The sequence below is a fragment of the Arthrobacter psychrolactophilus genome (assembly GCF_003219795.1).
Taxonomy (GTDB): domain Bacteria; phylum Actinomycetota; class Actinomycetes; order Actinomycetales; family Micrococcaceae; genus Specibacter; species Specibacter psychrolactophilus.
In genome coordinates this window covers 51780-72381 of sequence record NZ_QJVC01000004.1, presented here as the reverse complement: position 1 = coordinate 72381, position 20602 = coordinate 51780, and the positions used below count along the sequence as shown (strand labels likewise).

Genomic DNA, 20602 nt, shown 5'->3' with positions numbered 1-20602 from the left:
CGATGGTAGCCGCTATCCCCAATATCCGAGGGCGAACTCGGCGATCACCACGGAAAGCAGGAATGATGCCGTGATGGCGACCAAGCCAACGGGGATGATCTTCCAGCCGATGTTCTTGAGCAAGGGGACGTCCTTGCCCAGCGACAGACCAGCCAGTGTGAGCATGACGGTGGCGATCGAGAGGAAGTCGACGGCGGAGACCAGTTCGGTCAGTGCCTCCGCGGCAAAGAACCACGGGCTGGAGACGTAGGCGCCGATGGTCGTGATCCAAATGATGGCCGAGATCTTGCGGGAGACCTTGCCAAGGAACAAGCCCAGAAGGACCAGGGCCAAAAGGACCGCGTAGCCGCCGATGACATTCCAGTGGAGACCCTTGGCGGCAACGGACGCCGTGGCCACGCCGAGAATGGTCAGCACGCTCAGCGAGAGCCATAGGGGCAGCTTGACCTCAGCGGAGGACTTGGCGACCATTTCGCGGAAGTCGCGGTTGACGTCGTCGTCCGTGGTGGAGGTGGTGGAATCTACGGCAGCTTCGGTGGCACGGCTCTTGCGCGTCAGGAGCTTGTAGAACTTATCGGCCAGGGGCAAGGAGACGTAAATGCCCACGTACACGCCCAGGATCGTGGTGATCAGGTTGGAGACGGCGGCCATGCCGAGGATGGCCTGTTCATCGCCGGGGTAAGCGTCGATGATGCTCGCGGCGGAGGCAGCCATCATGGAACCGGAGCCAACACCCGAACCCATGGCCAGAGCCAGCGGGTTGAAGATGCCCCAGTTCGCCACTAGAGAGGTCAGCAAGGTGATGAAGACAGCGCCAAAGAGCGTGCCAAAGACGTACATGGCCAGAACGCCGCGGTACTGATCGGAATCTGCACCGTACTTTTCCGAGACCATAGCGAAGGAGGGCTCGCGGTCGAGGGAGAACGTGGCGCCCACCGTGGCCTTACCCATGCGCAGCAGGACGGCTAGTGGCAGGGCCAGCATGACCGTGCCCAAGAGATGGCCCACTTCCTGCAGCAGCAGTGCCGGTCCAGCCTTGACGAGCACCGGAAGGCTCGGGCCGATATTGAAGGCCAGGCGCGCCACGAGCAGCATGACGGCAACGCCAACCAGTGCCGAGGCGACCTTTTGCAGATCGATGCCCAACGGTTTGAACTTTTGAATCGAGATCAGCAGGCCAACGATCAATCCCCACACCATGGGGAAGATGACGATCGAGCCGATGCCAATGTGGATCTTTGTCGAGCCGATGAACTGAACTGCAACGGCAATGACAATGGCCAGAGCGGCGATGGGCAAAGTGTGTTTCAAGCCTGCCTTGGCAGGGGCAACTGTGGTGCTCATAGGGCGGTTACCTCAATCGTGGTGGGTGTAGCCGGAGTGTAGGCAGCGTCGATGAAACGCTGACGTTGTTCGGGGTTACTGGCGGCGTCTGCCGTGGTCCAGGCGAGAGCTATGGCGGCCTCAAACATGACGGCGTAGGCCTCGGGTGTGTCGGCCAGCGCCGCAAATCCGTGGGAGTGAATGGGGACATCGGCGCCGGGGATGCTCAACCAGGGGTGCAGGCTCGGGATGACCTGGGAGATGTTGCCCATGTCGGTGGAGCCGCCGCTAAGCCCCGCGGCCGGCGAGGTGTCCTTGCCGAAGTGGTCCATGGCGGCTGTCCAGTGTGCGGCGAGGTCGTCGTCCTGGATCAGCGGTTCATACAGGGGTTCGGTGGCTTCGAAGGAAAGCTCCGTGCCGGTAGCCAACGCGGCGCCCTCGAAGCAGCGGCGAACCCGAGCCAGCAGGGACTCGTATTCCGGCAGCGTGAAGGCGCGGCATTCAAATTCCACCACCGCGAGTTCCGGGATGATGTTCGTGACGTGCCCGGCCTCGGCGATGTACATGGCCACGCGGTGATCGCTGGGAATCTGCTGCCGCAACAGCCCCACGGCCACCTGGCTGAGCACGGCGGCGTCCGCGGCATTGACACCCAGATGCGGAGCCGCTGCAGCGTGGGCTGCCTTGCCCGTAAACGTGGCACGGTAGCGACCCACGGCCTGCGCGCTGGTTCCTGCGGGATTGTAGGTGACCCCGTCCTGAACGGGGTGCACCATGAGAGCCAGCCCCACGCCGTCGAACGCGCCTGCCTCAAGCATGAGGGCCTTGCCGCCGCCGTGCTCCTCGGCGGGGGTTCCGATGGCCTTGAGGGTGATGCCCAGGGCGTCGGCGAGCGGTGCCAGGGCCAAAGCGGCCGCAACCGAGGCGCCCGCGATCAGATTGTGCCCGCACGCATGGCCGATCTGCGACAGGGCGTCGTACTCAACGCAGAGAGCTACGGTGAGTTCGCCACTGCCCACGGAGGCCGTGAACGCCGTCGGAAGTCCCGAGGTGCCCATCTCGACCTCAAAACCGCCTTGGCGCAACAGCTCCGCGATCGCCGCGGCCGACTTGACTTCCTCGAAGGACAGTTCCGGGTTGGCGTGAATGTCACGGGCCAGTTGCTGGACCTTTTCACGCCAAAGTTCGACGCCGGAGACGAGTTCCGCGTGGAAGCTCGCTGACGCTGTGGTGGTGTTGCTCGGGCTCATGGTGGGTTCCTTGAAATGAGATGCGGTGTACAGGCGGAGGCTAGTCGAGGTGGATGTCGAGGTCTTTCCACAGCTGTTGGGAGCGGCGGATAGTTTCGCGGCTGCGTTCCGGGTGTGCGGCCTGCATGCCAGCGAGCAGGCCGTAGACCACGCTGGTCGTGGCCGTGACGGATTGGAAGAACGCAATGCCTTCTGAGGGGACAACGAGGAGGTGTTCGGAGATTGCGGCGAGGCGGCCACGGCGCATATCGCTGATGGTGAGAATGGTGGCGCCAGCCTGGTGGGCGGCCTCGGCGGCTGCGATCATCTGGCCGATGGAACGCCAGATGTTAATGACCACGAGGACGTCTCCGGGGCCAAGGGTGTTGGTGCTGGAGACGAGGTGGACGCCGCCGCGACTTTCTAGCGTGATCGGGTATCCCATGGTGGCGCCCAAATGCGCCATGACGCTGGCCGGTGCGGCATAGGAACCGTGTCCCAACACCAGGATGGACTTTGCGGCAGCCAGGGTGGCGATGGCTGCTTCCACTTCCTCGGGCGCGTTTGCCTCGAGTGTCAGGCGCAGATTCTCCATGTCCCGGGTCAGTGCGGCGCGCAATGGGCTGCTGTGTTCGCCGTGCTGAACCAGGGTGTCTTCCGTGGAGATTTTCGTGAGATAGCGGGAGCGTAATTCTCGTTGTAGATCGGGCCAGCCCAGGAATCCTAGGGATTGGGCCGTGCGGACAACAGTTGAACTATTAACCTCGGCGCGGGCGGCGATTTCAGCAATTTCTGCGTAGGAGGCCAGCTGGGGATTGCGGATGATCACCTCGGCCACACGATTTTGTGCCTTGGGTAAGGACTGTTCGGCCATGATGTCATCTAGCCAGTCGATGCCTGGGCCTGCAGGATCCATGCGGGCAGGCTCGGATGTCTCCGCGGGTAACTCTGTTAGCTGGGTCACTCTGCAATTATGATTGCAGAATTATGTAAAAAGCAATCGAAATTGCGAGAATCTCAAATATCAAGAAGCTGAGCGTTGAGCAGGCCTATGCTTGGTGAGTGAGGACCACGGGAAATTTCTTTGTTCCCGCGGCTGTTAGACCGCATAGACGTTGAGATGAAACGGGGTTCGTTATGGCTGTTTGGCAGGATGCTTTCTCTGATTGGGCGCTGGCCTGGGCCTCGGTGCAAGATCAGGCATCGGAGATTGTCGAAAGCGTTGTGCGCATCGGAAGCCAGCACCTCATGGTGTGGCCGGGAGATCCCGACGCGGCGGCAGGGGCTACCAGTCTGCTGTTAGTCACCGACGATCCCGACGGTGCATCGCAATTTGCGCAATCCCTTGGTCTGCAGGCACAAGGCCGCCAGGTGCTCTTGAGTGCCGTGACGGAAGAACTTGACCTTGTACCCGAGTTGCCAGCTGACGCGAATCTGGCGGAGGCACCCATGGAGAATTACGATCTTGTTGAGGTCGCCCTCTTTGACCGTCCAGTGGCTCGCGGACGCCTCAGCCTCGGTGAGGAGATTGCCGTGCTCGCTGCGCTGAGCGTGGACGCCGGCAACGACGAGCTCCTGGGCATGCTCGAACAAGCCATGGTGTCGGCTCTCGGCGAGGAAGCCTTCACGCACGGCGCCGATACCTTGTTCCTCATTGCCGATGAGGAACAGGCCGCACGTTTTGTCGAGGTCGATGGCTGGAAGCGGGCTGCGGAGATTCTCAGCTTCGGGGCTTAGCATCACGGCGGTGGACATGGCAGAATAGGGGATGGCCCGGGTGCAGACGGGTCCAGTGATAATACAGCCGACCGGCGCAAGCTCCCTTGAGGAGACGCCGGTATGAGCGAACCACTTAGCCAAAAGAAATTTGAGACTCATCATGTCCCCGCTGCAAAGCAAGGCTTCGGCGCTGCCTGTTAAAAACGCCCCCACTTTTGCCGCCGTCGGCAGTCCTTACTTTGGAATCCTGCTGGCCGCCATGGCTGTCATCGTGATTTTGTCCAATATTGGCGCCTCCAAGGGTGTGCTTTTTGGTCCGATCGTGACGGACGGTGGCTTCTTCCTCTTCCCCTTCGCCTACATTCTGGGCGACGTCATCAGCGAGATCTACGGCTTCAAAGTGGCCCGCAAAGCCATCATCACCACCTTTGCGCTCTCCATCTTCGCCTCGCTGTGTTACTGGGTGATTATCGCTTTGCCCGGATTCACCGACGACTATGGGATAGCAAAGCAGCACGCCCTGGAAGACGCTCTGGGCCCGGTGCCGCAGATTGTGCTGGCCAGCCTGCTGGGCTTCCTGGCCGGGCAGACCATCAATTCCTGGATCATGGTCCGACTCAAGGAACGCCAGGGCGAACGGAAACTCTGGGCCCGCCTCATGGGATCCAGCGGCGTGGGTGAATTCGTTGACACCGTGATCTTCTGCGCCATCGCGGCCCCCGTTATCGGGATCGTGGGCTTCTCCATGTTCGCGAACTACGTCTTGGTAGGTTTTGTGTACAAGACGGCCGTGGAATTCCTGTTTATCCCTGTCACCACGTGGGTTATTCGCTGGTTTAAGCGCCACGAACCGTCTTACACGGCCTCCGCTGTGTAGTACTTTCGCCGAAACAAAAAGGACCCTTGTTGGGTTAGACGCTGCATAACGTCTAACCCAACAAGGGTCCTTTTGTTGTGGAACCGCAGGCCGCTCGCTTACCGGTTCGGGTAGTAGCGACGCAGCGTTTCGGCCTTGAACTCGAAGAACGTGCCATCCTCGATGGCGAGACGGGCGTCGTCGACCATCTTGACCACAAAGCGCTCATTGTGGATCGAGATGAGCGTCGCCGACACCATTTCCTTGGCCTTGTACAGGTGGTGGATGTAGGCGCGCGTGTAGTTTTCGCAGGTGTAGCAATCGCACTCGTCGGACAGGGGCGTGAAGTCGCGCTTGTACTTGGCGCCGGAGAGGTTGAAGCGACCGTCCGGCGTGTAGAACGCCGAGGTGCGGGCCACCCGGGTGGGGGAGACGCAGTCGAAGGTGTCGGCGCCATTCTCGATGGCCGTGAAAATGTCATCCGGCTCGGAGATGCCCAGCAGGTGGCGCGGCTTGTTCTCGGGCAGTTCCTCGGTGCACCAGCGCACAATGGTGCCCAGGTTTTCCTTTTCCAAGGCGCCGCCGATGCCGTAGCCGTCAAAGTTCATCTCTCCCAGATCGTGGGAGGCCTTGCGGCGCAGATCCTCATATTGCGCGCCCTGAATGACGCCGAAGAGTGCCTGGTACGGCTTGCCGACGCGGTCCTCGGTGAGCTTAAAGTGCTCAGCGATGCAGCGTAGCGCCCACAGGCGGGTGCGCTCCAGCGACATTTCCTGATAACCGCGCGAGTTCAGCAGCGTGGTCAGCTCGTCGAAGGCGAACATGATGTCGGCCCCGATCTGGTGCTGGACCTGCATGGAGATCTCTGGGCTGAAGCGGTGCATATCGCCATTGAGATGCGACTTGAACCAGACACCATCGTCGTCGATGTGCGCCAGGCGTTCCTTGCCCACGGCCACGGAATCGTCGGAGCCGGCGTTGGGAGATGAGGCCACGGCGTCCATGTTGATGACTTTTTTGAAGCCGGAGCCCAAGCTCATGACCTGGAAGCCGCCGCTGTCGGTAAACGTGGGGCCCTGCCAGTTCATGAACTTGCCGAGTCCGCCCGCTGCATCCAAGATGTCAGCGCCCGGCTGCAGGTACAGGTGGTAAGCGTTGGACAGCAGCGCCTGAGCGCCCAACTCCGTCATGGATTCGGGGAGCACAGACTTGACGGTGGCTTTGGTGCCGACGGCGATGAAGGCCGGGGTTTTGATGGTGCCGTGCGGGGTCGTGATGACGCCGGTGCGGCCCTGGAACGCCCCGCCGTTGCGCTCGATGGCGTCGGCGGTGGGGGCACACGTCTCATTCAGGCGAGTGGTGACCTCGAAGCTGAATTCACTTTGCGAGGCCGGGGCACCGGGGGTGCTCTGTGGCTCGGAGATGGGTGCGGGCGCGAGGAGATCCGTGACGGTTTCTGGGGTTGGCATTCTTCCATTTTGCCAGTCTTTGGCGCCAGCGGGGTTCCTTAGTGTTCAACCCAACCCGCCAACCTCAGGTTTTGCCCGCTCACTCGTCGGGGAAGTGGTTCTCCATGAACGTATCCCATTGGGACCCGATAGCCTCAAAGGCCGCCGAACCCAGATCGTAGGTGCTGACGATAATCTGGGCGCCGGGGTGTTGTCGCACACCCTCAAGCGGAGCCTGGCGGGCCAGAATAAGCAGGCCGTCGCCGTGCTGTGCATAGTCTGTTACGGTCAGACCCAGCTGTGAGTCGCTGCGATACCAAACCTTGCCAGCGATCGTGGCCCCAGTGTTGAGCGTGAGCTCGTACTTTTCGCCAGGATCTGGCAGCCAGCCGGTGTCGATGCCGAGGGCGTCCCACAAATTTGTGCTGGCCGCGCTGGTTCCGTCCACATAGATAGTGCGCCGCGGCGTGCGAGGGTGGTGCTCCACGGCAAACTTGAGCTGCTGCAGGAACATGGCCCAGCCCTCGGTGATGTCGGCATCGTACTTTTGCCACTCGCCGGTCGCCTCACCACGCGTCAGAGTCAGGAGCGTTCCCTCCGGCTGAGGCTCGAGCGTGAAGACGTCGCCCATCTCCAGATCCAGCCGCAGGTGGTTCGGGCTTTCCACCACGTTGGAGTAGTAGATCTGCCGAATTTCATCGTCCAGACCTTCCATCTCCCACCCGTGCCATTGCGCCAGTCTGGCCGGTTCGCGGAGCATGAGCCACAACTGCTCGGCATCTGCGTTGACTAGGACAGAGAGCTGATTGGTCGCCATGAAAGGTAATCTACGCTGGATCCTTGCACGGGGCTAGGGCTAGCGGCCCAAGCCGGCGTAGGAGATCGCCTGACGCACTAGTGCCCCGCGGCCGCCGACAAATTCTTCCTGCACGCCGGGGCTCAAAACTTCCTCGGGCGTCATCCATGTCAGCTCCAGCGCGTCCTGTCGAGGCTCGCATTCGCCCGTGACCGGAATGACGTACACCATGGCCACGGCGTGCTGCCGTTCGTCGGTGAAACCGGTCTGTGAAGGGGAGGGCAGATATTCGGCCACCGTGAACGGCACGGGGCTCACCGGCAGCTGCGGGAAGGCGAGCGGCCCGAGGTCCTTTTCAATGTGCCGGATCAGCGCGGCCCGAATGGTCTCGCGGTACAGCACGCGCCCGGACACGAGGGTGCGGACCATGGAACCCTCGGCGTCGGCCTGCAACAGCAAGCCCACCTCGTTGACGTAGCCGAGCGGGTCAAGTCGAACCGGCACCGCCTCCACATAGACCATGGGAAGCCGATTGCGGGCTTCGTACAGGTCCTCGTCGGACAGCCAGCCGGGATAAGGATCAGGGGTGCGAACGCTCATATCTCTAGTTCTACCTCATGCATGCCCCGACCGTCGCACCCACGCGTCAAAACTGCTGACGGATTCGTGCCCGGCACTGAGGCGAGGAGGCCGCCGTCGTGCGTTATGAGAAGTTCGACGCCGGCCACCTCACCTGGCGCTGTGAGGACGAATCCGCCGTTCTTGGCGCGGAAAAGGGTGCCGCCATCGGGGCGCTCGGCCACAAATTTCGCGCCAATATTGGCCAGGACCGTGGTGGCCGCGAGCGTGTCCGGCGTGCGCCAGAGCGCGATGACGGCCGGCAGGGAGGAGGGATCAGGCAGGCTCAGATCGGTGACGGGGTCGGCGAGGAAAGTGAATCCGTCGGGGGCCGTGACGCGGGCGGTGCTGCCGTGGCTGGAGTCCTCGAGGGCCGCCTGCGTGCCGTCTTCGAGGGTGCGGCGGATGAAAATGAGGTGGTCGCGCACTTCGAAGCCCAGCGTGGTGGTCCCGTCTTCGGCGCTGCCAGCCTCCGCGAGGTGCACGCCGACCTTGCCGTTGCCGGAGTCAAAGACGCACCAGTCGCCGTAATTTTCCACGCAGCGCAGCCCCTGGGATTCAAGTTGGGTGGCGTAGTCCTCGAGTGCGGATGTGAAATGGATGGGGCGGACGCGCAGCATGATTCCTCCTGGTGGTGCCTGATGGTTCCCAATATTACTGTTGAGCCATGGCTGAACTTCCTGAACTCTTGATACCGCACGCCGCCGCCTGGCGGGCCTGGCTGTTCGAGCACCACGCCACAAGCCCCGGCGTCCGGCTCGTGCTGCATAAAAAGGGCGGCACCGTCACCGAGTTGGATTACGCTGCGGCCCTCGATGAGGCCCTGTGTTTCGGCTGGATCGACGGCGTGGTGGGAAAACGTGACGAGCACTCCTTTGTCCGCCGCTTCACCCCGCGCACCAAGGCCAGCAGATGGTCCAAGATCAACGTGGGGCACTTTGAGCGGCTGGTCGCGGCCGGGCTCATGCAGCCGGCGGGGATTGCGGCAGCCGACGCCGCGAAGGCCGACGGGCGCTGGGAGGCGGCCTACTCGGGGTCGGCCAGTGCCGAGGTACCCGGGGATCTCGCCGCCGCCATCGCCGCGAGCCCGCGGGCACAGGCCATGTTCGAGGTTCTCACCGCGGCCAATCGCTTCGCCCTGATTTATCGCACCAACGACGTCAAAACTCCGGCCGTGCGCGCGGCGAAAATTGCCGGGTTTGTCCAGCAACTCGAGGCCGGGGAGGCCCCGTATCCGCAGAAGCGCCGCCCGAAACCCGCTTAGAGTGAGGCAGCCGCGGCAAAAACTGTCCAGCGCTGCACGGCGGCAGAGAGCTGTGTGGGATGCTCGTGTGCCAGTTGGGCCGCGGTGTCCCGCACCAGGTTCGACGCCGTGTCCCGGCTAAGTGCCGACAGCCGCGGATCCCGTGCCGCGAGGGCAAGGTAGCGGCACAGGATACCGGTGAAGAGGCTGCCGTCACCGCCCGGCTCGAGGCGCAGGCCCTGGCCAGGTGTGCTGAGCCGCTCCGAAATGGCGGCAATGAGCGCGGCGGCGTGGTCGAGATCTTGCGGTCGGCCCAGCTCGAGCAACGCGGCCAGAATGGGGCCCTGGTTGTAGGTGTAGATCGTGCCCTCAACATCGCGCCCCGTCGCGGAGGGATGGATACCGTCCAGGTACAGGCCGATCTCGGGGTCAAAGAGCTCCAAGCGGAGCCAGTCCGCAACTGCCGCAGCCGTCTCCTTGGCGCCGCTGCGGGCAAAGACCAGCGCTGCGGGGCCATTGGCGGGAGTGTTCTTGAAATCGCGCTTGCGGGACCAATAAATGCCGCCACCGAGGACCTCATCATGGGCGCCATGGAGGTGCCGGGTCAACGTGCGCACGGCGTGCCGGGCCAGCCATGAAGGGCGCGCCTCGAGCCGGATCGAGAGGCCATTGAGTCGTCCGGCGGCGAGCGCGAGCCAGGCCATATCGTCGTAGAAGTAGTTGGGGAAGAGCCCAAAGTTGCGGATCATGATGCCGAATAGGAGCGCCCGGCCACGGCGGAGCTCGGCGTGGGCCGTAATGCGATCACCCTGCGCGAGGGACAGGTAAGCGGTGTCGATGAGGGCGTCGAGGTAGTGTGCCTGCCACCAGTAGTGCCATTCGGACCAGGGGCGTCGAGGTGCGGCGGGTGCCTCCGTGCTCAGCTGGCCGATCCAGGTTCCGGGCAGGCTCATGAGGCGGCGGCCAAAGGTCTGGTTAACCTCGTCGGCCGCCTCCGCGGTGAGTGCGGCCCAGTTGTGGGTGTGTGCGGGAGGGTTGTTGTGGGATGCTGCGCCTGTCATGACCCCCAGCGTACGTCTCCTCCTCCCCGACGCCGCATCATTTTACGGCGCTTTTCTTCAAACGCGGCATCACTTCCGGGCGGCGGCCCCGTCTGTTTCCGGGTCGCTCGTAGCAGTTCCGCCGTAAAGTGGTGCGGCGTTTGCGTTTTATGGCCGTAAAGTGGTGCCGCGTTGGAAGGGAATTTAGTTAGTATGCATTAACGCAAGATATTGTCCTAGCCCGGATCTGGGCCACACCTCAACGAGGAGGAACTATGGAGATTTCGAATAACGGCACGGTTGCGCTCATTACGGGCGGTGCCTCGGGACTGGGCGCGGCGACGGCGCGGCGCTTGCATAAGGCGGGTGCCGCCGTCGTGCTTGTTGATTTGCCGAACTCTAGCGGTGCCGAGCTGGCGGCGGAACTGGGGGAGCGGGCCGTTTTTGCCCCGGCAGACGTCACGAACGAGGAGCAGATCCGTGCCGCAGTTGCCGCCGCGGCCGCGCTGGGAACGTTGCGGATCGTGGTCAATTGCGCCGGTGTAGCCACTCCTGGCAAGGTGCTGGGGCGCGAGGGAGTGCTGCCGCTGGAGCAGTTCAGCCGCGTGGTCCAGATCAATTTGATCGGCACCTTCAACGTGGTTCGGCTGTGTGCCGAGGCGATGGCAGCCGCCGAGGCGCTGGAGGGCGAGTTTGGCTCCGAGCGCGGCGTCATCGTGAACACGGCGTCCGTGGCCGCGTTCGACGGGCAGATCGGCCAGCCCGCCTATGCCGCGTCCAAGGGTGCCGTGGCCGCCATGACCCTGCCGATCGCGCGCGAACTGGCCCGTTCGCTCATCCGTGTTGTGACGATTGCACCCGGTATTTTTGAGACCCCCATGCTCGCCGGACTGACGCAGGCCGCGCAGGATTCGCTGGGACAGCAGGTCCCGCACCCCTCCCGCCTCGGCAAGCCCGCCGAGTATGCCGCGCTCGTGGAACATATCGTCGCCAACGCCATGCTCAACGGCGAGACCATTCGGCTCGACGGTGCTATCCGCATGGCGCCAAAATGAGCACGCTGCCGGCCGCGGACTTTTACGATTTTGAGTCCCTCCTCAACGCCACGGAGCAGACTAAGCTGGCTCAGCTGCGCACCTTCCTCGCTGCCGAGGTGGCCCCGCACGCCACCACGTGGTGGAACGACGCGCAGTTCCCGGCCCAAATTCTGCCCCAGATTGCCGCGCTGGATCTCGCCGCCCCGGACCGCCGCCAGCTGAGCCACCTGTTCACGGGATTCATCGTGGCGGAGATGACGCGCGTGGACACCTCCCTGGCCACGTTCTTCCTGGTCCACCACGACCTCTTCGTCCAGGCTCTCATCGACTTCGGCACGCCCGAGCAACAGGCGCGGCTGCTCCCCGACGCCCTCGCCCTGCGTAGCACCGGGGCTTTTGCCCTGACCGAGCCTGACCACGGCTCCGATGTGGCCGGTGGCATGGTCACCACTGCTCGGCGTGTGATGGACGACGGCGAACCCTCCTGGGTCCTCAACGGTGCCAAACGCTGGATTGGCAACGGGACGTTTTGCGATCGGATGCTGCTGTGGGCCCGCGACGCTGACACGGGACAGGTGCGTGGCTTCTTCCTCGATGCCACACTTCCCGGGGTGACGCGGACGAAGATCGAGCACAAGATTGCGCTACGGACGGTACAAAATGCGCACATCACGCTGGAGAATGTGCAGGTCGCCGAGGCCGACCGGATCGCGAGCGTCAACTCCTTCGAGGACACCAACAAGCTGCTGCTGGGCTCGCGGATCTCCGTCGCCTGGCAGGCGGTAGGGCAACAACTGGCCGCCTTCGACGTGGCCCGGGCCTACGCCGTCGAACGTCAACAATTTGGAAAACCGCTGGCCGCCTTCCAACTGGTGCAGGCGCAGCTGGTAAAAATGCTGGGGAACGCGACGGCGTCGTTTGCCATGATGGTGCGCATCTCCGGGCTGCAGGACGGCTCAGACGCGGGCCCCACGATGGCGCAGGTGGCGCTCGCGAAGGCGCACACCACGGCCGCGATGCGCGAGACTGTGGCGCTGGGGCGTTCCCTCATGGGCGGCAATGGCATTGTGAGCGATTACGGCATGGCCAAGATCTTTGCCGACGCCGAGGCCATCTACACCTATGAGGGCTCCCACGAGATCAATACCCTGATTGTGGGGCGCGCCGTGACAGGAGTCAGTGCCATCGTGTAACAGCGCTGCGCAGTGCCGACCCTTGTGCGCCTAAGTTGCGCGGGGGCCCGGCGCATAAATTCTCGAGCCCGCCCTTATGCGCCCAACTCAGTCTCAGTGGTGAGCATAAATGTTTATGCTCACCACTGACATTCGGTTTAGCGCATAAGTTTTCGGCCGCACCCTTAGGCGCCAGACGCGCGACGGCTCCAGCGCATAGGGTACGGCGGGACGTGGCTATTTGCGCGGGTCGCGCTCGCCGGCCTCTACCGCGACGGGCAGTGAGTTGGCCGTGATGGGTGCGGGGCAGGTGCCGTAGTCGGTGAAGGCACTGGGGTAATTGATGGAGCGGTTGAAATCGAGCACCACCGTGCCATCGGGACGGGGCCGGGTCAGCTCCAGCTTGCGCCAGTGCGAGGTGGTGAGGTTGTTGCTGGCATCGTGGAATGACACGACGAGCGAGCCCAGCCCACCCTCTTCGGCGGCGATCCGGTACGTGGCGCCGAAGAGTTCAAAGGACACCTCACCCACCAGGACGGCACGGCCCGGAACCTCGGGATGGGCCGTCTCAATGACCTCGACGCGAGGTGCCTCATAGGGTTCAAAGGTCCCCGTCACCACGAGCTCCGGGTTGTAGTCAAAGATGGGGACGCCGGAGAAGTTCGTCAAGGTCGGTGACTGTGAATCCCTGGTGCGGATCATGTAGCGGTTGGCCCGCACGCCGAGCTCAACCACCACGGAGCCAAAGCTCACCCAGTTGATGGACTCCTCATCCGCCAGCTCGGCCGTGATGGTGCCAATCACGGCTTCCCCACTTGAGCGAAGCGTGAGGTGATCCTCCGCGCTCGCGGTGAGGACCGCCGTCGTACCTCTGACACTCCACAGACCGGGGACGCCGGGCAAAGCGGAGGGGGTATCCGGGAGCCACTGGAACGAGGTGAGCGTGAGCCAGCCGTCGGGACCGGCCAAGGCGGTGTTGCGGCCCGTGCGGAAACGCCCCCAACGCTGGGTGAGGCGGTCGAGTTCGGCGGTGGTGGTGCTCATGAAGCGCTCCTTAGCAGGCGGAAGATCTACAGTAGCCACAACCATTCTGGCGGGCCTCATATTCCGCAGGCGGCACCCGGGCGGCAAGTGATGAAAGAATGGATGCATGGCAACGAACTCTCCCAATGCAGCCCTGAACAAGGACATGACACGGCACCCGATCGGCACGGCCGCCAAGGTGGATGCCGAACGAACCGAACTGACGCTCACGCGCCACTACGCCGCGGCCCCCGAAGAGATGTGGGCCATGCTCACCGATCCGGCCAAGACCCAAATGTGGTGGGCCAAGACGCGCGGACAGGCCAAAACCGGCTCCTCCTTCGACCTGAAATGGCTCAACGTCAAGGACGAGGGCCAAGGCATCGAAACCGACTGGTGGTATGGGCGGATCGTGGAAGCCACGGCACCGGCGCTGCTGGAATTCAGCAACGACATGCATGGCCGGATCCGGATTGAACTCACCGCGGTCGACGGCGGCACGCAGCTAGTCTTCTGCAATACCGTCGCGGTGCAGGAGGAAGTGGTCCTGATGTCGTTGGCCGGCTGGCATGTGCACCTGGATCACCTGCAGGAAGCCCTTGAAGGCAAGAGCGTGCACTGGCAGCAATGGTGGGACGATTTCTACCCGTGCTGGCAGCAGGCTCACGCGCTATACGTGGGATCCTGAGCCTCACCATCTGAGACGGATTCGCTCGTGTGAGCGCCCGCACAGTAAGATCCAAAAGGCCCTGTCTTGGGCCTCACCGTATTCAATGTCGCATACGAGCACCCCAGACTCACAGACCGTAAGGACGTTGACTCATGAGCTCAGACTTGCAAGCAAACCCCACGGGCGCGGCCCAGGAGCCGGAGCAGGATACCGACCTGCGCGCCGATGTGCGCCGCGTCAGCACCCTCTTGGGTGAATCACTGGTCCGCCAGCACGGCCCCGAGCTGCTCGCCATGGTCGAACAGGTCCGCCTGCTGACCAAGGAATCCAAGGAAGCCGCCCGCGGCGAAACCGGCACCGGCCCGTGGAGTGCGAACGACGTCGCAGAGCAGGTCCGCGAGGTCCTCGCCTCCCTGCCCCTCGAGCAGGCGACCGATCTGGTGCGTGCCTTCGCGTTTTACTTCCACCTGGCCAACGCCGCGGAGCAGGTGCACCGTGTCCGCAGCCTGCGCTCACGCCCGGAAAAGGACGGCTGGCTCGCCAAGGCCGTGACCGAGATTGCGGAGCAGGCTGGCACCGAGGCCTTGCAGAAGGTCGTCAACGACCTTGACGTGCGCCCCATCTTCACGGCTCACCCTACGGAGGCTTCACGCCGTTCCGTGCTGGATAAGATCCGCAAGCTCTCCGACATTTTGGCTACGCCTTCCGCCGAAGGCACCACGGCTCGCACCCGCCAAGACCGCAAGCTGGCCGAGATCATCGACCAGATGTGGCAGACGGACGAGCTGCGCAAGGTGCGCCCCACCCCGTTGGATGAGGCCCGCAACGCGATTTACTACCTGCGCAACATCCTCACCGACGCCATGCCGGAGGTCCTGACCGAGCTCAGCGATCTGCTCGGCGAGCACGGCGTGACCCTGCCGGTCGACGCAGCCCCGCTGCGCTTCGGTTCCTGGATCGGTGGCGACCGCGACGGCAACCCGAACGTCACCTCCGAGGTGACGCGCGAGGTGTTGATTCTGCAGAACCAGAACGCCGTGAAGATCTCCCTCGTGCTGATCGATGAGCTCCTGAGTGTCCTCTCCAACTCCAGTGCCCTCTATGGTGCGGATGCGGCGCTGATGGATTCCATCGCCGTCGACCTTTCCAACCTGCCGGCCCTTGACCCGCGGATCCTCGAGCTCAACGCCGAAGAGCCGTACCGCATGAAGCTCACGTGCATCAAGGCCAAGCTCATCAACACGCAAAAGCGCGTGGCAGCCGACGCTTACCACGAGCCCGGCCGCGACTACAGCACCACGGCCGAGCTCATCGCCGATCTGGAACTTCTGGAAGTATCGCTGCGGAACAACTCCGCCGCCCTGGTCGCCGACGGCGCCCTGGCCTCGGTCCGCCGTGCCATCGCCTCCTTCGGTCTGCACCTGGCCACCCTCGACATCCGCGAACACGCTGACTACCACCACGACGCCGTCGGCCAGTTGATGGACCGCGTGGGCGTGTTGGACACGCCGTACGCAGAGCTGGATCGCGCCGAGCGCCTGGCTGTTTTGGGTACCGAACTCGCCAGCCACCGGCCGCTCTCGGGGCACCCGATTGTACTCGAGGGAACCGCCAACGGCACCTACGACGTCTTCCGTGTGGTCCGCCGTGCCCTGCGCACCTACGGCCCGGACGTTGTGGAAACCTACATCGTGTCCATGACCCGCGGCGCCGACGATGTTTTGGCGCCTGTTGTCCTGGCTCGTGAAGCCGGACTGGTCCAGCTCACGGGCGAGAACCGCTACGCCAAGATCGGCTTCGCCCCGCTGCTGGAAACCGTTGATGAGCTCCGCGCCTCCGCGAAAATCGTGGACCAGCTGCTCTCCGATCCTTCCTATCGCGAACTTGTCCGCCTCCGCGGCGACGTGCAGGAAATCATGCTCGGCTACTCGGACTCCAACAAGGAGTCCGGCGTGCTCACCAGCCAGTGGGAGATTCACAAGACCCAGCGCAAGCTGCGCGACGTGGCGCTCAAGCACGGCGTCAACGTGCGCATGTTCCACGGCCGCGGCGGTTCCGTGGGCCGCGGTGGCGGACCCACCTATGACGCCATCATGGCTCAGCCGAACGGTGTCCTTGAGGGTGCCATCAAGTTCACCGAGCAGGGCGAGGTCATCTCCGACAAGTACTCGCTGCCCGAGCTGGCCCGCGAAAACCTGGAGCTCTCGCTGGCAGCCGTCATGCAGGGTTCGGCCCTGCACCAGGCGCCGCGCCACTCGGACGATGACCTCGAGCGCTTCAGCGCCCTCATGGAGGTCATGTCCGACGCCGCCTTCGGTACCTACCGCACGCTCATCGACCACGAGGACCTGCCGGCTTACTTCCTGGCGTCCACGCCGGTGGAGCAGCTGGGCTCGCTGAACATTGGCTCGCGCCCGTCCAAGCGCCCCGATTCGGGTTCCGGCCTGGGCGGCCTGCGCGCTATCCCGTGGGTCTTTGGCTGGACACAGTCACGTCAGATCGTGCCGGGCTGGTTCGGTGTTGGCTCCGGCCTGAAGGCTGCCCGCGAGGCTGGCCGTGCGGCAGAGCTGAAGGAAATGCTGGGGAACTGGCACTTCTTCTCTTCCACGATCTCCAATGTGGAAATGACGTTGGCTAAGACGGACATGGAGATCGCCGCGCACTACGTGGCCTCCCTCGTGCCCGAACCCCTGCACCACCTGTTCGCCACGATCCGCGCCGAATATGACCTCACCGTGGCAGAAATTCAGCTGCTGACCGGCGAGGGTGAGCTCCTGGACAACCAGCCGTTGCTCAAGCGCTCACTCAACGTCCGCGACCAGTACCTCGATCCCATCTCCTACCTGCAGGTTGAGCTGCTGCGCCGCGTACGCGAGGCCGACATCTCAAATCAGGAAGTGGATGAACGCCTCCAGCGCGCCATGTTGATCACGATCAACGGTGTGGCCGCCGGCCTGCGCAACACGGGATAAGCCCCGCCGCTGCTCGGGAAAAGACGGTGCTTGCGCAAAAGGACGGTGGTAGAACGCCGTCTCTTTGCGCAAGCACCGTCTTTTTTGCGTTGCGCGCGATTCCCCTAGGCTGAGAGCATGCCTTCCTTCCGTGCCACCTTGCAAATCACCGGGCTGCGTCCTGGCAACGCCCCCGAAGCCGTCATGGACATGGCCGTCGCGGTGGTGGGATCCGCCCACGTGGTCGAGGCCAACCAGCTCGATATCGTGGCTGGCATCCCGCGCATCACCATCCGTTTCATGGTGGAGGCTAGCGAGTACGACGCCGAGAACCAGTTCGCGCGTAGCGCCGCCGCCGCTCTGGCCCAGGGAGTCAACGAGGTAGCCACAACAGGGGCGCTGCGTTGTTACCGCCGCTCCGCAGGCAAGTGGCTCACCGTCTAAACCGCACCCGCAACAGCTAAAGTTCCCTACAAAACCGTACCCAATTGCGTATGTGATCAGCGTCACACATAATAGACCGTGAGGAATCTACTGCTCAGTACGCCTTATCTATGTAGGCGCCAACAGGTGCCGAGCTAGAAGAAGTATCAACACGAACCATTACGGGAGTGATTATTTTGACTACTCAGCCTCAGAGCAAAAACCAGGGCACTACTAACAACCCCTCGGCCCAGACAGCGGTTTCTGGCCGCGGCACCACCACGGTGGCCGACGGCGTCGTCGCCAAGGTCGCCGGCATTGCGGCCCAAGACATTCCCGGGGTGTACGCCCTGGGTGGCGGCGCGGCACGTGCGCTCGGTGCTGTCCGCGAAGCCGTAGGTCAGAAGGACCTCACCCAGGGTGTCAGCGTCGAAGTTGGCCAGACACAGGTGGCGGTGGACGTCACCCTCGTGGTGGAATACCCGCACCCGCTGCAGAAGGTCGCCGACGATGTCCGTGACGCCATTTACGCAGCCGTCGAAGACGTCGTGGGCATGGAGGTCACGGAGGTCAACGTCTCCATCACCGACATCCACATCGCCACGGACGACGATGAGGAAAAGTCGGCGCCGAGCAAGCGCAGCGATGACGCTCAGACAGGTCAGCGCGAAGCCCGCGTCTCATGAGTGCCACCCTTGCCGGCATCGCGATAGCGGCAACACTGGCGATCTCGGCCCTGGCATTTGGCTTCTGGGCCATGCTGCTGGTGGCCCTCTTCATGGCCGTGGGTGCCGTGATCGGGCGCAGTCTTGACGGCCGGCTCGATCTGCGCGGTGTCCTCGACGCCCTGCGCGGCAAGCGAACCTCCTCATGAGCGCCGGCACGCTGAGGATTGACAAGCCGCACAACCGCTCAACCACGCGTGCCGGATACACCAGCATTTCCTCCGGCACGATGACGCAGTTGATCAGCGCCATTGCCTCCGATGCCTTCGACGTCCCGCTCAAGGATGTGCGGACGGGGATTCACAGCGGGCCAGGACAAGTTAGCGTCAGCCTCGCCGTTCCCGTGGCCCTGTCACTGGATCCGGGATCGAGCCATAAAACGGACGACGGCGGCACCTTGTTTGAGCGGGCCAGCTCGGCTCGTGCGGTGGTTATCTCTCGCATCGGCGAATTGGCCGGAACCAGCATCAACCGTGTGGACATTCGTTTCACCGGCATCCAAGCAACCGTAGGGAGGGTCCAATGAGAACCATGGAAGCTACTGCTCCGGCACTACTCAGGCGCCTCAACCTGCGGGAAACCCGATCCAGCAGGGCGGCGGTGTCCATTGTGGTGGCTTCCGTCTTGCTGCTGGTCATCGTGTGGCTGGGGCTGGAACAAGCATTGTCGCTGACCGGAAACGATCCTCTGGTGCTGGCTCCGGCCGAGTTGCTGGAACAGGCCGCCTCGCTGGGAACGGCGATCCTGCCCTGGGCGCTGATCGCCGCCGGTGTGGCTGTGGTGCTCTTGGGTATTGCGCTCCTGGCTGCCGCGGTCTTGCCCGGCACTAAGGCGAGGCATGTCCTCGAGAACTCACGCTCCGCCGTCGTGGTTGATAGTGAGGTTCTGGCTGCTGCTGTGTCGCGCACGGCACGCACCGTGGCCAGACTGGCACCGGAACAGGTGGCCAGCCGAGTTGGACGGACTCGGATCGAGGTGGATATTCGGCCGGATGCGGGCAGAACCGTGGACACCAATGCCATTCGCGAAGCAGTTGAACGCGATGTGAAAAGCTACCGGCTTCGGAGGTCACCGGCCATCATGCTCTCGACAGGATTGCAGGGAACACGCGGGGCGGTGGGGATATGAACGGAACCCATCGCGGCCTGAATCGCACCCTATTGGGGCTGATTGGCCTGGTCCTGATCGCATCCGGAGCTAGCTCAGTTCTCGCCGGGACCAGCAGGGGATTCGCCCAACGCTGGACCAACGGCGGAACCGGGCTCTGGGCCGGCATCCAGGAACGGCTGGATGCGGCCCGGATCCCGGGCACTGAAACGAGCTGGTGGACCCTCGCGGCGTTGGCACTCTTGGTGATTGTCGCCGTGCTGCTCGTGTGCTGGATCGCCTCCCAGGGGACGGGGCGCAGCAATCACGTGGCCCGGCTCGAGGGAAACGATGGCGAGACCGTCGTGGACACAGCCGTTGCCGCCCAGGCCATCAAGGCCGCACTCAGTGGGAATCCACAGGTTCTGGCGACGTCGGTGCAGTCGTGGCGGACCAAGGGCGCCGGACAGGGAACGGGGCTGAAAATCAGCGTCCAGACTCGAAAAGGTGCCTCGCCCGCTGAGGTAAGTGACGCCGTCGAACATGTTGTGGAAAGCCTAGATCATCTTCTGGGCGTCCAGCTTCCCGTGCTGGTCCGGATCCGGGCCGGGGCACGAAGTAAATTTGCCCGCACACAACGCGTGGCATAACGAGCAAATAGGAGAATACCGTGGGATTGAATGACAAGATGAGTAACAGCACCGAAAAGGGACTTGGCCAGGCGAAGGAAGAAGCTGGCAAACTCTTGAACGATGAGGAGCTGCAGCATGAGGGTCGAGCTGACCAGGCATCTGCCGGGGTCAAGCAGGCTGGCGAAAAGATCAAGGACGCCGCGTCTGAGATGGGCGAGAACATCAAGAGTGCCGCTCAGAAACTCAAAGACGGCTTCACCAACTAAATAATCTGAACGTAATAGGAGAACACCATGGGTTTCTTTGGATTTATCATTCTGGGTTTGATCGTCGGAGCCATTGTTAAGGCGATCATGCCGGGCAAGGTTGGCGGCGGCTGGGTGACCAGCATCGTCTTGGGCGTCGTGGGCGCCATTGTTGGTGGCTGGCTCGGGTCGATCATCTTCAACACCGACCTGGGCACGTTCTTCAACATCAAGACCTGGCTCTTATCCATCGGTGGCGGCTTGGTCGTCGCCGCAGTGTACGGCGCCATCCGAGGCCGCAAATAACACGCCCTCAGGGCTGGCAGACGCGAACGCTCTGCCGGCCCTGAGTTGCGATTACGCTCA

Annotated in this window: 24 protein-coding genes; 15 read left to right on the top strand and 9 right to left on the bottom strand. The window is 63.2% G+C overall.

The window, feature by feature from the left end; genetic code table 11:
• Positions 1-12: 12 nt before the first annotated feature.
• From CVS30_RS06565 to CVS30_RS06555, 3 genes are read right to left on the bottom strand one after another with little or no spacing between them, the layout of a single operon-like run.
• Positions 13-1344 carry a DUF3100 domain-containing protein gene (locus tag CVS30_RS06565; RefSeq protein WP_110484537.1) on the bottom strand — a complete coding sequence of 444 codons (1332 nt, stop codon included), beginning with the start codon at positions 1342-1344 and terminating at the stop codon, positions 13-15.
• Entirely contained in the window at positions 1341-2573 is a 1233-nt protein-coding gene (locus CVS30_RS06560; protein ID WP_110484536.1) for a M20 family metallopeptidase, read from the bottom strand. The genes CVS30_RS06565 and CVS30_RS06560 overlap by 4 nt, the downstream gene beginning before the upstream one ends.
• A 40-nt stretch (positions 2574-2613) precedes the next feature.
• Positions 2614-3468 (bottom strand): MurR/RpiR family transcriptional regulator, encoded by an 855-nt coding sequence (locus tag CVS30_RS06555; protein ID WP_110484535.1) that lies wholly within the window; start codon positions 3466-3468, stop codon positions 2614-2616.
• A gap of 221 nt (positions 3469-3689) precedes the next feature.
• Between CVS30_RS06555 and CVS30_RS06550 the strand changes: the two genes are divergently transcribed.
• Positions 3690-4289 (top strand): hypothetical protein, encoded by a 600-nt coding sequence (locus tag CVS30_RS06550; RefSeq protein WP_110484534.1) that lies wholly within the window; start codon positions 3690-3692, stop codon positions 4287-4289.
• Between the two features lie 142 nt (positions 4290-4431).
• Positions 4432-5148, top strand: a complete 717-nt coding sequence (locus tag CVS30_RS06545; protein ID WP_110484533.1) for a queuosine precursor transporter — start codon at positions 4432-4434, stop codon at positions 5146-5148.
• A gap of 98 nt (positions 5149-5246) precedes the next feature.
• Here CVS30_RS06545 and tgt read toward each other — a convergent pair whose 3' ends face one another.
• From tgt to CVS30_RS06525, 4 genes are all read right to left on the bottom strand, one after another.
• Positions 5247-6596 (bottom strand): tRNA guanosine(34) transglycosylase Tgt, encoded by a 1350-nt coding sequence (gene tgt, locus CVS30_RS06540; protein WP_110484532.1) that lies wholly within the window; start codon positions 6594-6596, stop codon positions 5247-5249.
• Positions 6597-6675: 79 nt separating this feature from the next.
• The gene (locus CVS30_RS06535; RefSeq protein ID WP_110484531.1) at positions 6676-7392 is read right to left on the bottom strand and encodes an SRPBCC family protein; all 717 of its coding nucleotides are present in this window, start codon (positions 7390-7392) and stop codon (positions 6676-6678) included.
• A 39-nt stretch (positions 7393-7431) separates the two neighbouring features.
• Positions 7432-7971, bottom strand: a complete 540-nt coding sequence (locus tag CVS30_RS06530; RefSeq protein WP_110484530.1) for an NUDIX hydrolase family protein — start codon at positions 7969-7971, stop codon at positions 7432-7434.
• Positions 7968-8609, bottom strand: coding sequence for a VOC family protein (locus CVS30_RS06525; RefSeq protein WP_110484529.1), 642 nt, complete (start codon positions 8607-8609; stop codon positions 7968-7970). The genes CVS30_RS06530 and CVS30_RS06525 overlap by 4 nt, the downstream gene beginning before the upstream one ends.
• Positions 8610-8656: 47 nt before the next feature.
• Between CVS30_RS06525 and CVS30_RS06520 the strand changes: the two genes are divergently transcribed.
• The gene (locus CVS30_RS06520; RefSeq protein ID WP_110484528.1) at positions 8657-9253 is read left to right on the top strand and encodes a YdeI/OmpD-associated family protein; all 597 of its coding nucleotides are present in this window, start codon (positions 8657-8659) and stop codon (positions 9251-9253) included.
• Here the strand turns inward: CVS30_RS06520 and CVS30_RS06515 are convergent.
• Positions 9250-10293: a glycoside hydrolase family 76 protein gene (locus tag CVS30_RS06515; protein ID WP_110484527.1), complete on the bottom strand. Its 1044-nt coding sequence runs from the start codon at positions 10291-10293 to the stop codon at positions 9250-9252. The two genes, CVS30_RS06520 and CVS30_RS06515, sit on opposite strands and share 4 nt — an antisense overlap.
• Positions 10294-10547: 254 nt before the next feature.
• On the opposite strand from CVS30_RS06515, the gene CVS30_RS06510 reads away from it, so the two are divergent.
• Positions 10548-11327, top strand: a complete 780-nt coding sequence (locus CVS30_RS06510) for an SDR family NAD(P)-dependent oxidoreductase (protein ID WP_110484526.1) — start codon at positions 10548-10550, stop codon at positions 11325-11327.
• The gene (locus CVS30_RS06505; RefSeq protein ID WP_110484525.1) at positions 11324-12502 is read left to right on the top strand and encodes an acyl-CoA dehydrogenase family protein; all 1179 of its coding nucleotides are present in this window, start codon (positions 11324-11326) and stop codon (positions 12500-12502) included. The genes CVS30_RS06510 and CVS30_RS06505 overlap by 4 nt, the downstream gene beginning before the upstream one ends.
• 216 nt (positions 12503-12718) lie before the next feature.
• Here the strand turns inward: CVS30_RS06505 and CVS30_RS06500 are convergent, their stop codons facing one another.
• Positions 12719-13525: a DUF1684 domain-containing protein gene (locus tag CVS30_RS06500; protein WP_110484524.1), complete on the bottom strand. Its 807-nt coding sequence runs from the start codon at positions 13523-13525 to the stop codon at positions 12719-12721.
• A 106-nt stretch (positions 13526-13631) separates the two neighbouring features.
• Here CVS30_RS06500 and CVS30_RS06495 point away from each other — a divergent pair, with 106 nt between their 5' ends.
• From CVS30_RS06495 to CVS30_RS06450, 10 genes are all read left to right on the top strand, one after another.
• A complete protein-coding gene (locus CVS30_RS06495) occupies positions 13632-14192 on the top strand; it encodes an SRPBCC domain-containing protein (protein WP_110484523.1) in 561 nt (186 codons plus the stop codon).
• Between the two features lie 134 nt (positions 14193-14326).
• Positions 14327-17146 carry a phosphoenolpyruvate carboxylase gene (gene ppc / locus CVS30_RS06490; RefSeq protein WP_110484522.1) on the top strand — a complete coding sequence of 940 codons (2820 nt, stop codon included), beginning with the start codon at positions 14327-14329 and terminating at the stop codon, positions 17144-17146.
• Between the two features lie 117 nt (positions 17147-17263).
• Complete coding sequence (locus CVS30_RS06485) at positions 17264-17569, top strand: hypothetical protein (protein ID WP_110484521.1); 306 nt, start codon at positions 17264-17266, stop codon at positions 17567-17569.
• Positions 17570-17745: 176 nt separating this feature from the next.
• Positions 17746-18234, top strand: coding sequence for an Asp23/Gls24 family envelope stress response protein (locus CVS30_RS06480; protein WP_281268070.1), 489 nt, complete (start codon positions 17746-17748; stop codon positions 18232-18234).
• Complete coding sequence (locus CVS30_RS06475; RefSeq protein ID WP_110484519.1) at positions 18231-18422, top strand: DUF2273 domain-containing protein; 192 nt, start codon at positions 18231-18233, stop codon at positions 18420-18422. Before CVS30_RS06480 ends, CVS30_RS06475 begins: the two co-directional genes overlap by 4 nt.
• On the top strand, positions 18419-18799 hold the full coding sequence (locus CVS30_RS06470; RefSeq protein ID WP_110484518.1) for a hypothetical protein: 381 nt from the start codon (positions 18419-18421) through the stop codon (positions 18797-18799). Before CVS30_RS06475 ends, CVS30_RS06470 begins: the two co-directional genes overlap by 4 nt.
• Entirely contained in the window at positions 18796-19401 is a 606-nt protein-coding gene (locus tag CVS30_RS06465) for a hypothetical protein (RefSeq protein WP_146233364.1), read from the top strand. Before CVS30_RS06470 ends, CVS30_RS06465 begins: the two co-directional genes overlap by 4 nt.
• Positions 19398-20009 carry a hypothetical protein gene (locus tag CVS30_RS06460; protein WP_110484516.1) on the top strand — a complete coding sequence of 204 codons (612 nt, stop codon included), beginning with the start codon at positions 19398-19400 and terminating at the stop codon, positions 20007-20009. The genes CVS30_RS06465 and CVS30_RS06460 overlap by 4 nt, the downstream gene beginning before the upstream one ends.
• A gap of 20 nt (positions 20010-20029) precedes the next feature.
• Positions 20030-20257: a CsbD family protein gene (locus CVS30_RS06455; protein ID WP_220033887.1), complete on the top strand. Its 228-nt coding sequence runs from the start codon at positions 20030-20032 to the stop codon at positions 20255-20257.
• A 27-nt stretch (positions 20258-20284) separates the two neighbouring features.
• Positions 20285-20542 carry a GlsB/YeaQ/YmgE family stress response membrane protein gene (locus tag CVS30_RS06450; RefSeq protein WP_110484515.1) on the top strand — a complete coding sequence of 86 codons (258 nt, stop codon included), beginning with the start codon at positions 20285-20287 and terminating at the stop codon, positions 20540-20542.
• Positions 20543-20602: the final 60 nt, after the last annotated feature.

What these genes read in the sequence shown, in the direction of transcription:
- CVS30_RS06565 (WP_110484537.1), bottom strand. Translation starts at nt 1,344, where the DNA reads ATGAGCACCACAGTTGCCCCTGCCAAGGCAGGCTTGAAACACACTTTG.
- CVS30_RS06560 (WP_110484536.1), bottom strand. Translation starts at nt 2,573, where the DNA reads ATGAGCCCGAGCAACACCACCACAGCGTCAGCGAGCTTCCACGCGGAA.
- CVS30_RS06555 (WP_110484535.1), bottom strand. Translation starts at nt 3,468, where the DNA reads ATGGATCCTGCAGGCCCAGGCATCGACTGGCTAGATGACATCATGGCC.
- CVS30_RS06550 (WP_110484534.1), top strand. Translation starts at nt 3,690, where the DNA reads ATGGCTGTTTGGCAGGATGCTTTCTCTGATTGGGCGCTGGCCTGGGCC.
- CVS30_RS06545 (WP_110484533.1), top strand. Translation starts at nt 4,432, where the DNA reads ATGTCCCCGCTGCAAAGCAAGGCTTCGGCGCTGCCTGTTAAAAACGCC.
- tgt (WP_110484532.1), bottom strand. Translation starts at nt 6,596, where the DNA reads ATGCCAACCCCAGAAACCGTCACGGATCTCCTCGCGCCCGCACCCATC.
- CVS30_RS06535 (WP_110484531.1), bottom strand. Translation starts at nt 7,392, where the DNA reads ATGGCGACCAATCAGCTCTCTGTCCTAGTCAACGCAGATGCCGAGCAG.
- CVS30_RS06530 (WP_110484530.1), bottom strand. Translation starts at nt 7,971, where the DNA reads ATGAGCGTTCGCACCCCTGATCCTTATCCCGGCTGGCTGTCCGACGAG.
- CVS30_RS06525 (WP_110484529.1), bottom strand. Translation starts at nt 8,609, where the DNA reads ATGCTGCGCGTCCGCCCCATCCATTTCACATCCGCACTCGAGGACTAC.
- CVS30_RS06520 (WP_110484528.1), top strand. Translation starts at nt 8,657, where the DNA reads ATGGCTGAACTTCCTGAACTCTTGATACCGCACGCCGCCGCCTGGCGG.
- CVS30_RS06515 (WP_110484527.1), bottom strand. Translation starts at nt 10,293, where the DNA reads ATGACAGGCGCAGCATCCCACAACAACCCTCCCGCACACACCCACAAC.
- CVS30_RS06510 (WP_110484526.1), top strand. Translation starts at nt 10,548, where the DNA reads ATGGAGATTTCGAATAACGGCACGGTTGCGCTCATTACGGGCGGTGCC.
- CVS30_RS06505 (WP_110484525.1), top strand. Translation starts at nt 11,324, where the DNA reads ATGAGCACGCTGCCGGCCGCGGACTTTTACGATTTTGAGTCCCTCCTC.
- CVS30_RS06500 (WP_110484524.1), bottom strand. Translation starts at nt 13,525, where the DNA reads ATGAGCACCACCACCGCCGAACTCGACCGCCTCACCCAGCGTTGGGGG.
- CVS30_RS06495 (WP_110484523.1), top strand. Translation starts at nt 13,632, where the DNA reads ATGGCAACGAACTCTCCCAATGCAGCCCTGAACAAGGACATGACACGG.
- ppc (WP_110484522.1), top strand. Translation starts at nt 14,327, where the DNA reads ATGAGCTCAGACTTGCAAGCAAACCCCACGGGCGCGGCCCAGGAGCCG.
- CVS30_RS06485 (WP_110484521.1), top strand. Translation starts at nt 17,264, where the DNA reads ATGCCTTCCTTCCGTGCCACCTTGCAAATCACCGGGCTGCGTCCTGGC.
- CVS30_RS06475 (WP_110484519.1), top strand. Translation starts at nt 18,231, where the DNA reads ATGAGTGCCACCCTTGCCGGCATCGCGATAGCGGCAACACTGGCGATC.
- CVS30_RS06470 (WP_110484518.1), top strand. Translation starts at nt 18,419, where the DNA reads ATGAGCGCCGGCACGCTGAGGATTGACAAGCCGCACAACCGCTCAACC.
- CVS30_RS06465 (WP_146233364.1), top strand. Translation starts at nt 18,796, where the DNA reads ATGAGAACCATGGAAGCTACTGCTCCGGCACTACTCAGGCGCCTCAAC.
- CVS30_RS06460 (WP_110484516.1), top strand. Translation starts at nt 19,398, where the DNA reads ATGAACGGAACCCATCGCGGCCTGAATCGCACCCTATTGGGGCTGATT.
- CVS30_RS06450 (WP_110484515.1), top strand. Translation starts at nt 20,285, where the DNA reads ATGGGTTTCTTTGGATTTATCATTCTGGGTTTGATCGTCGGAGCCATT.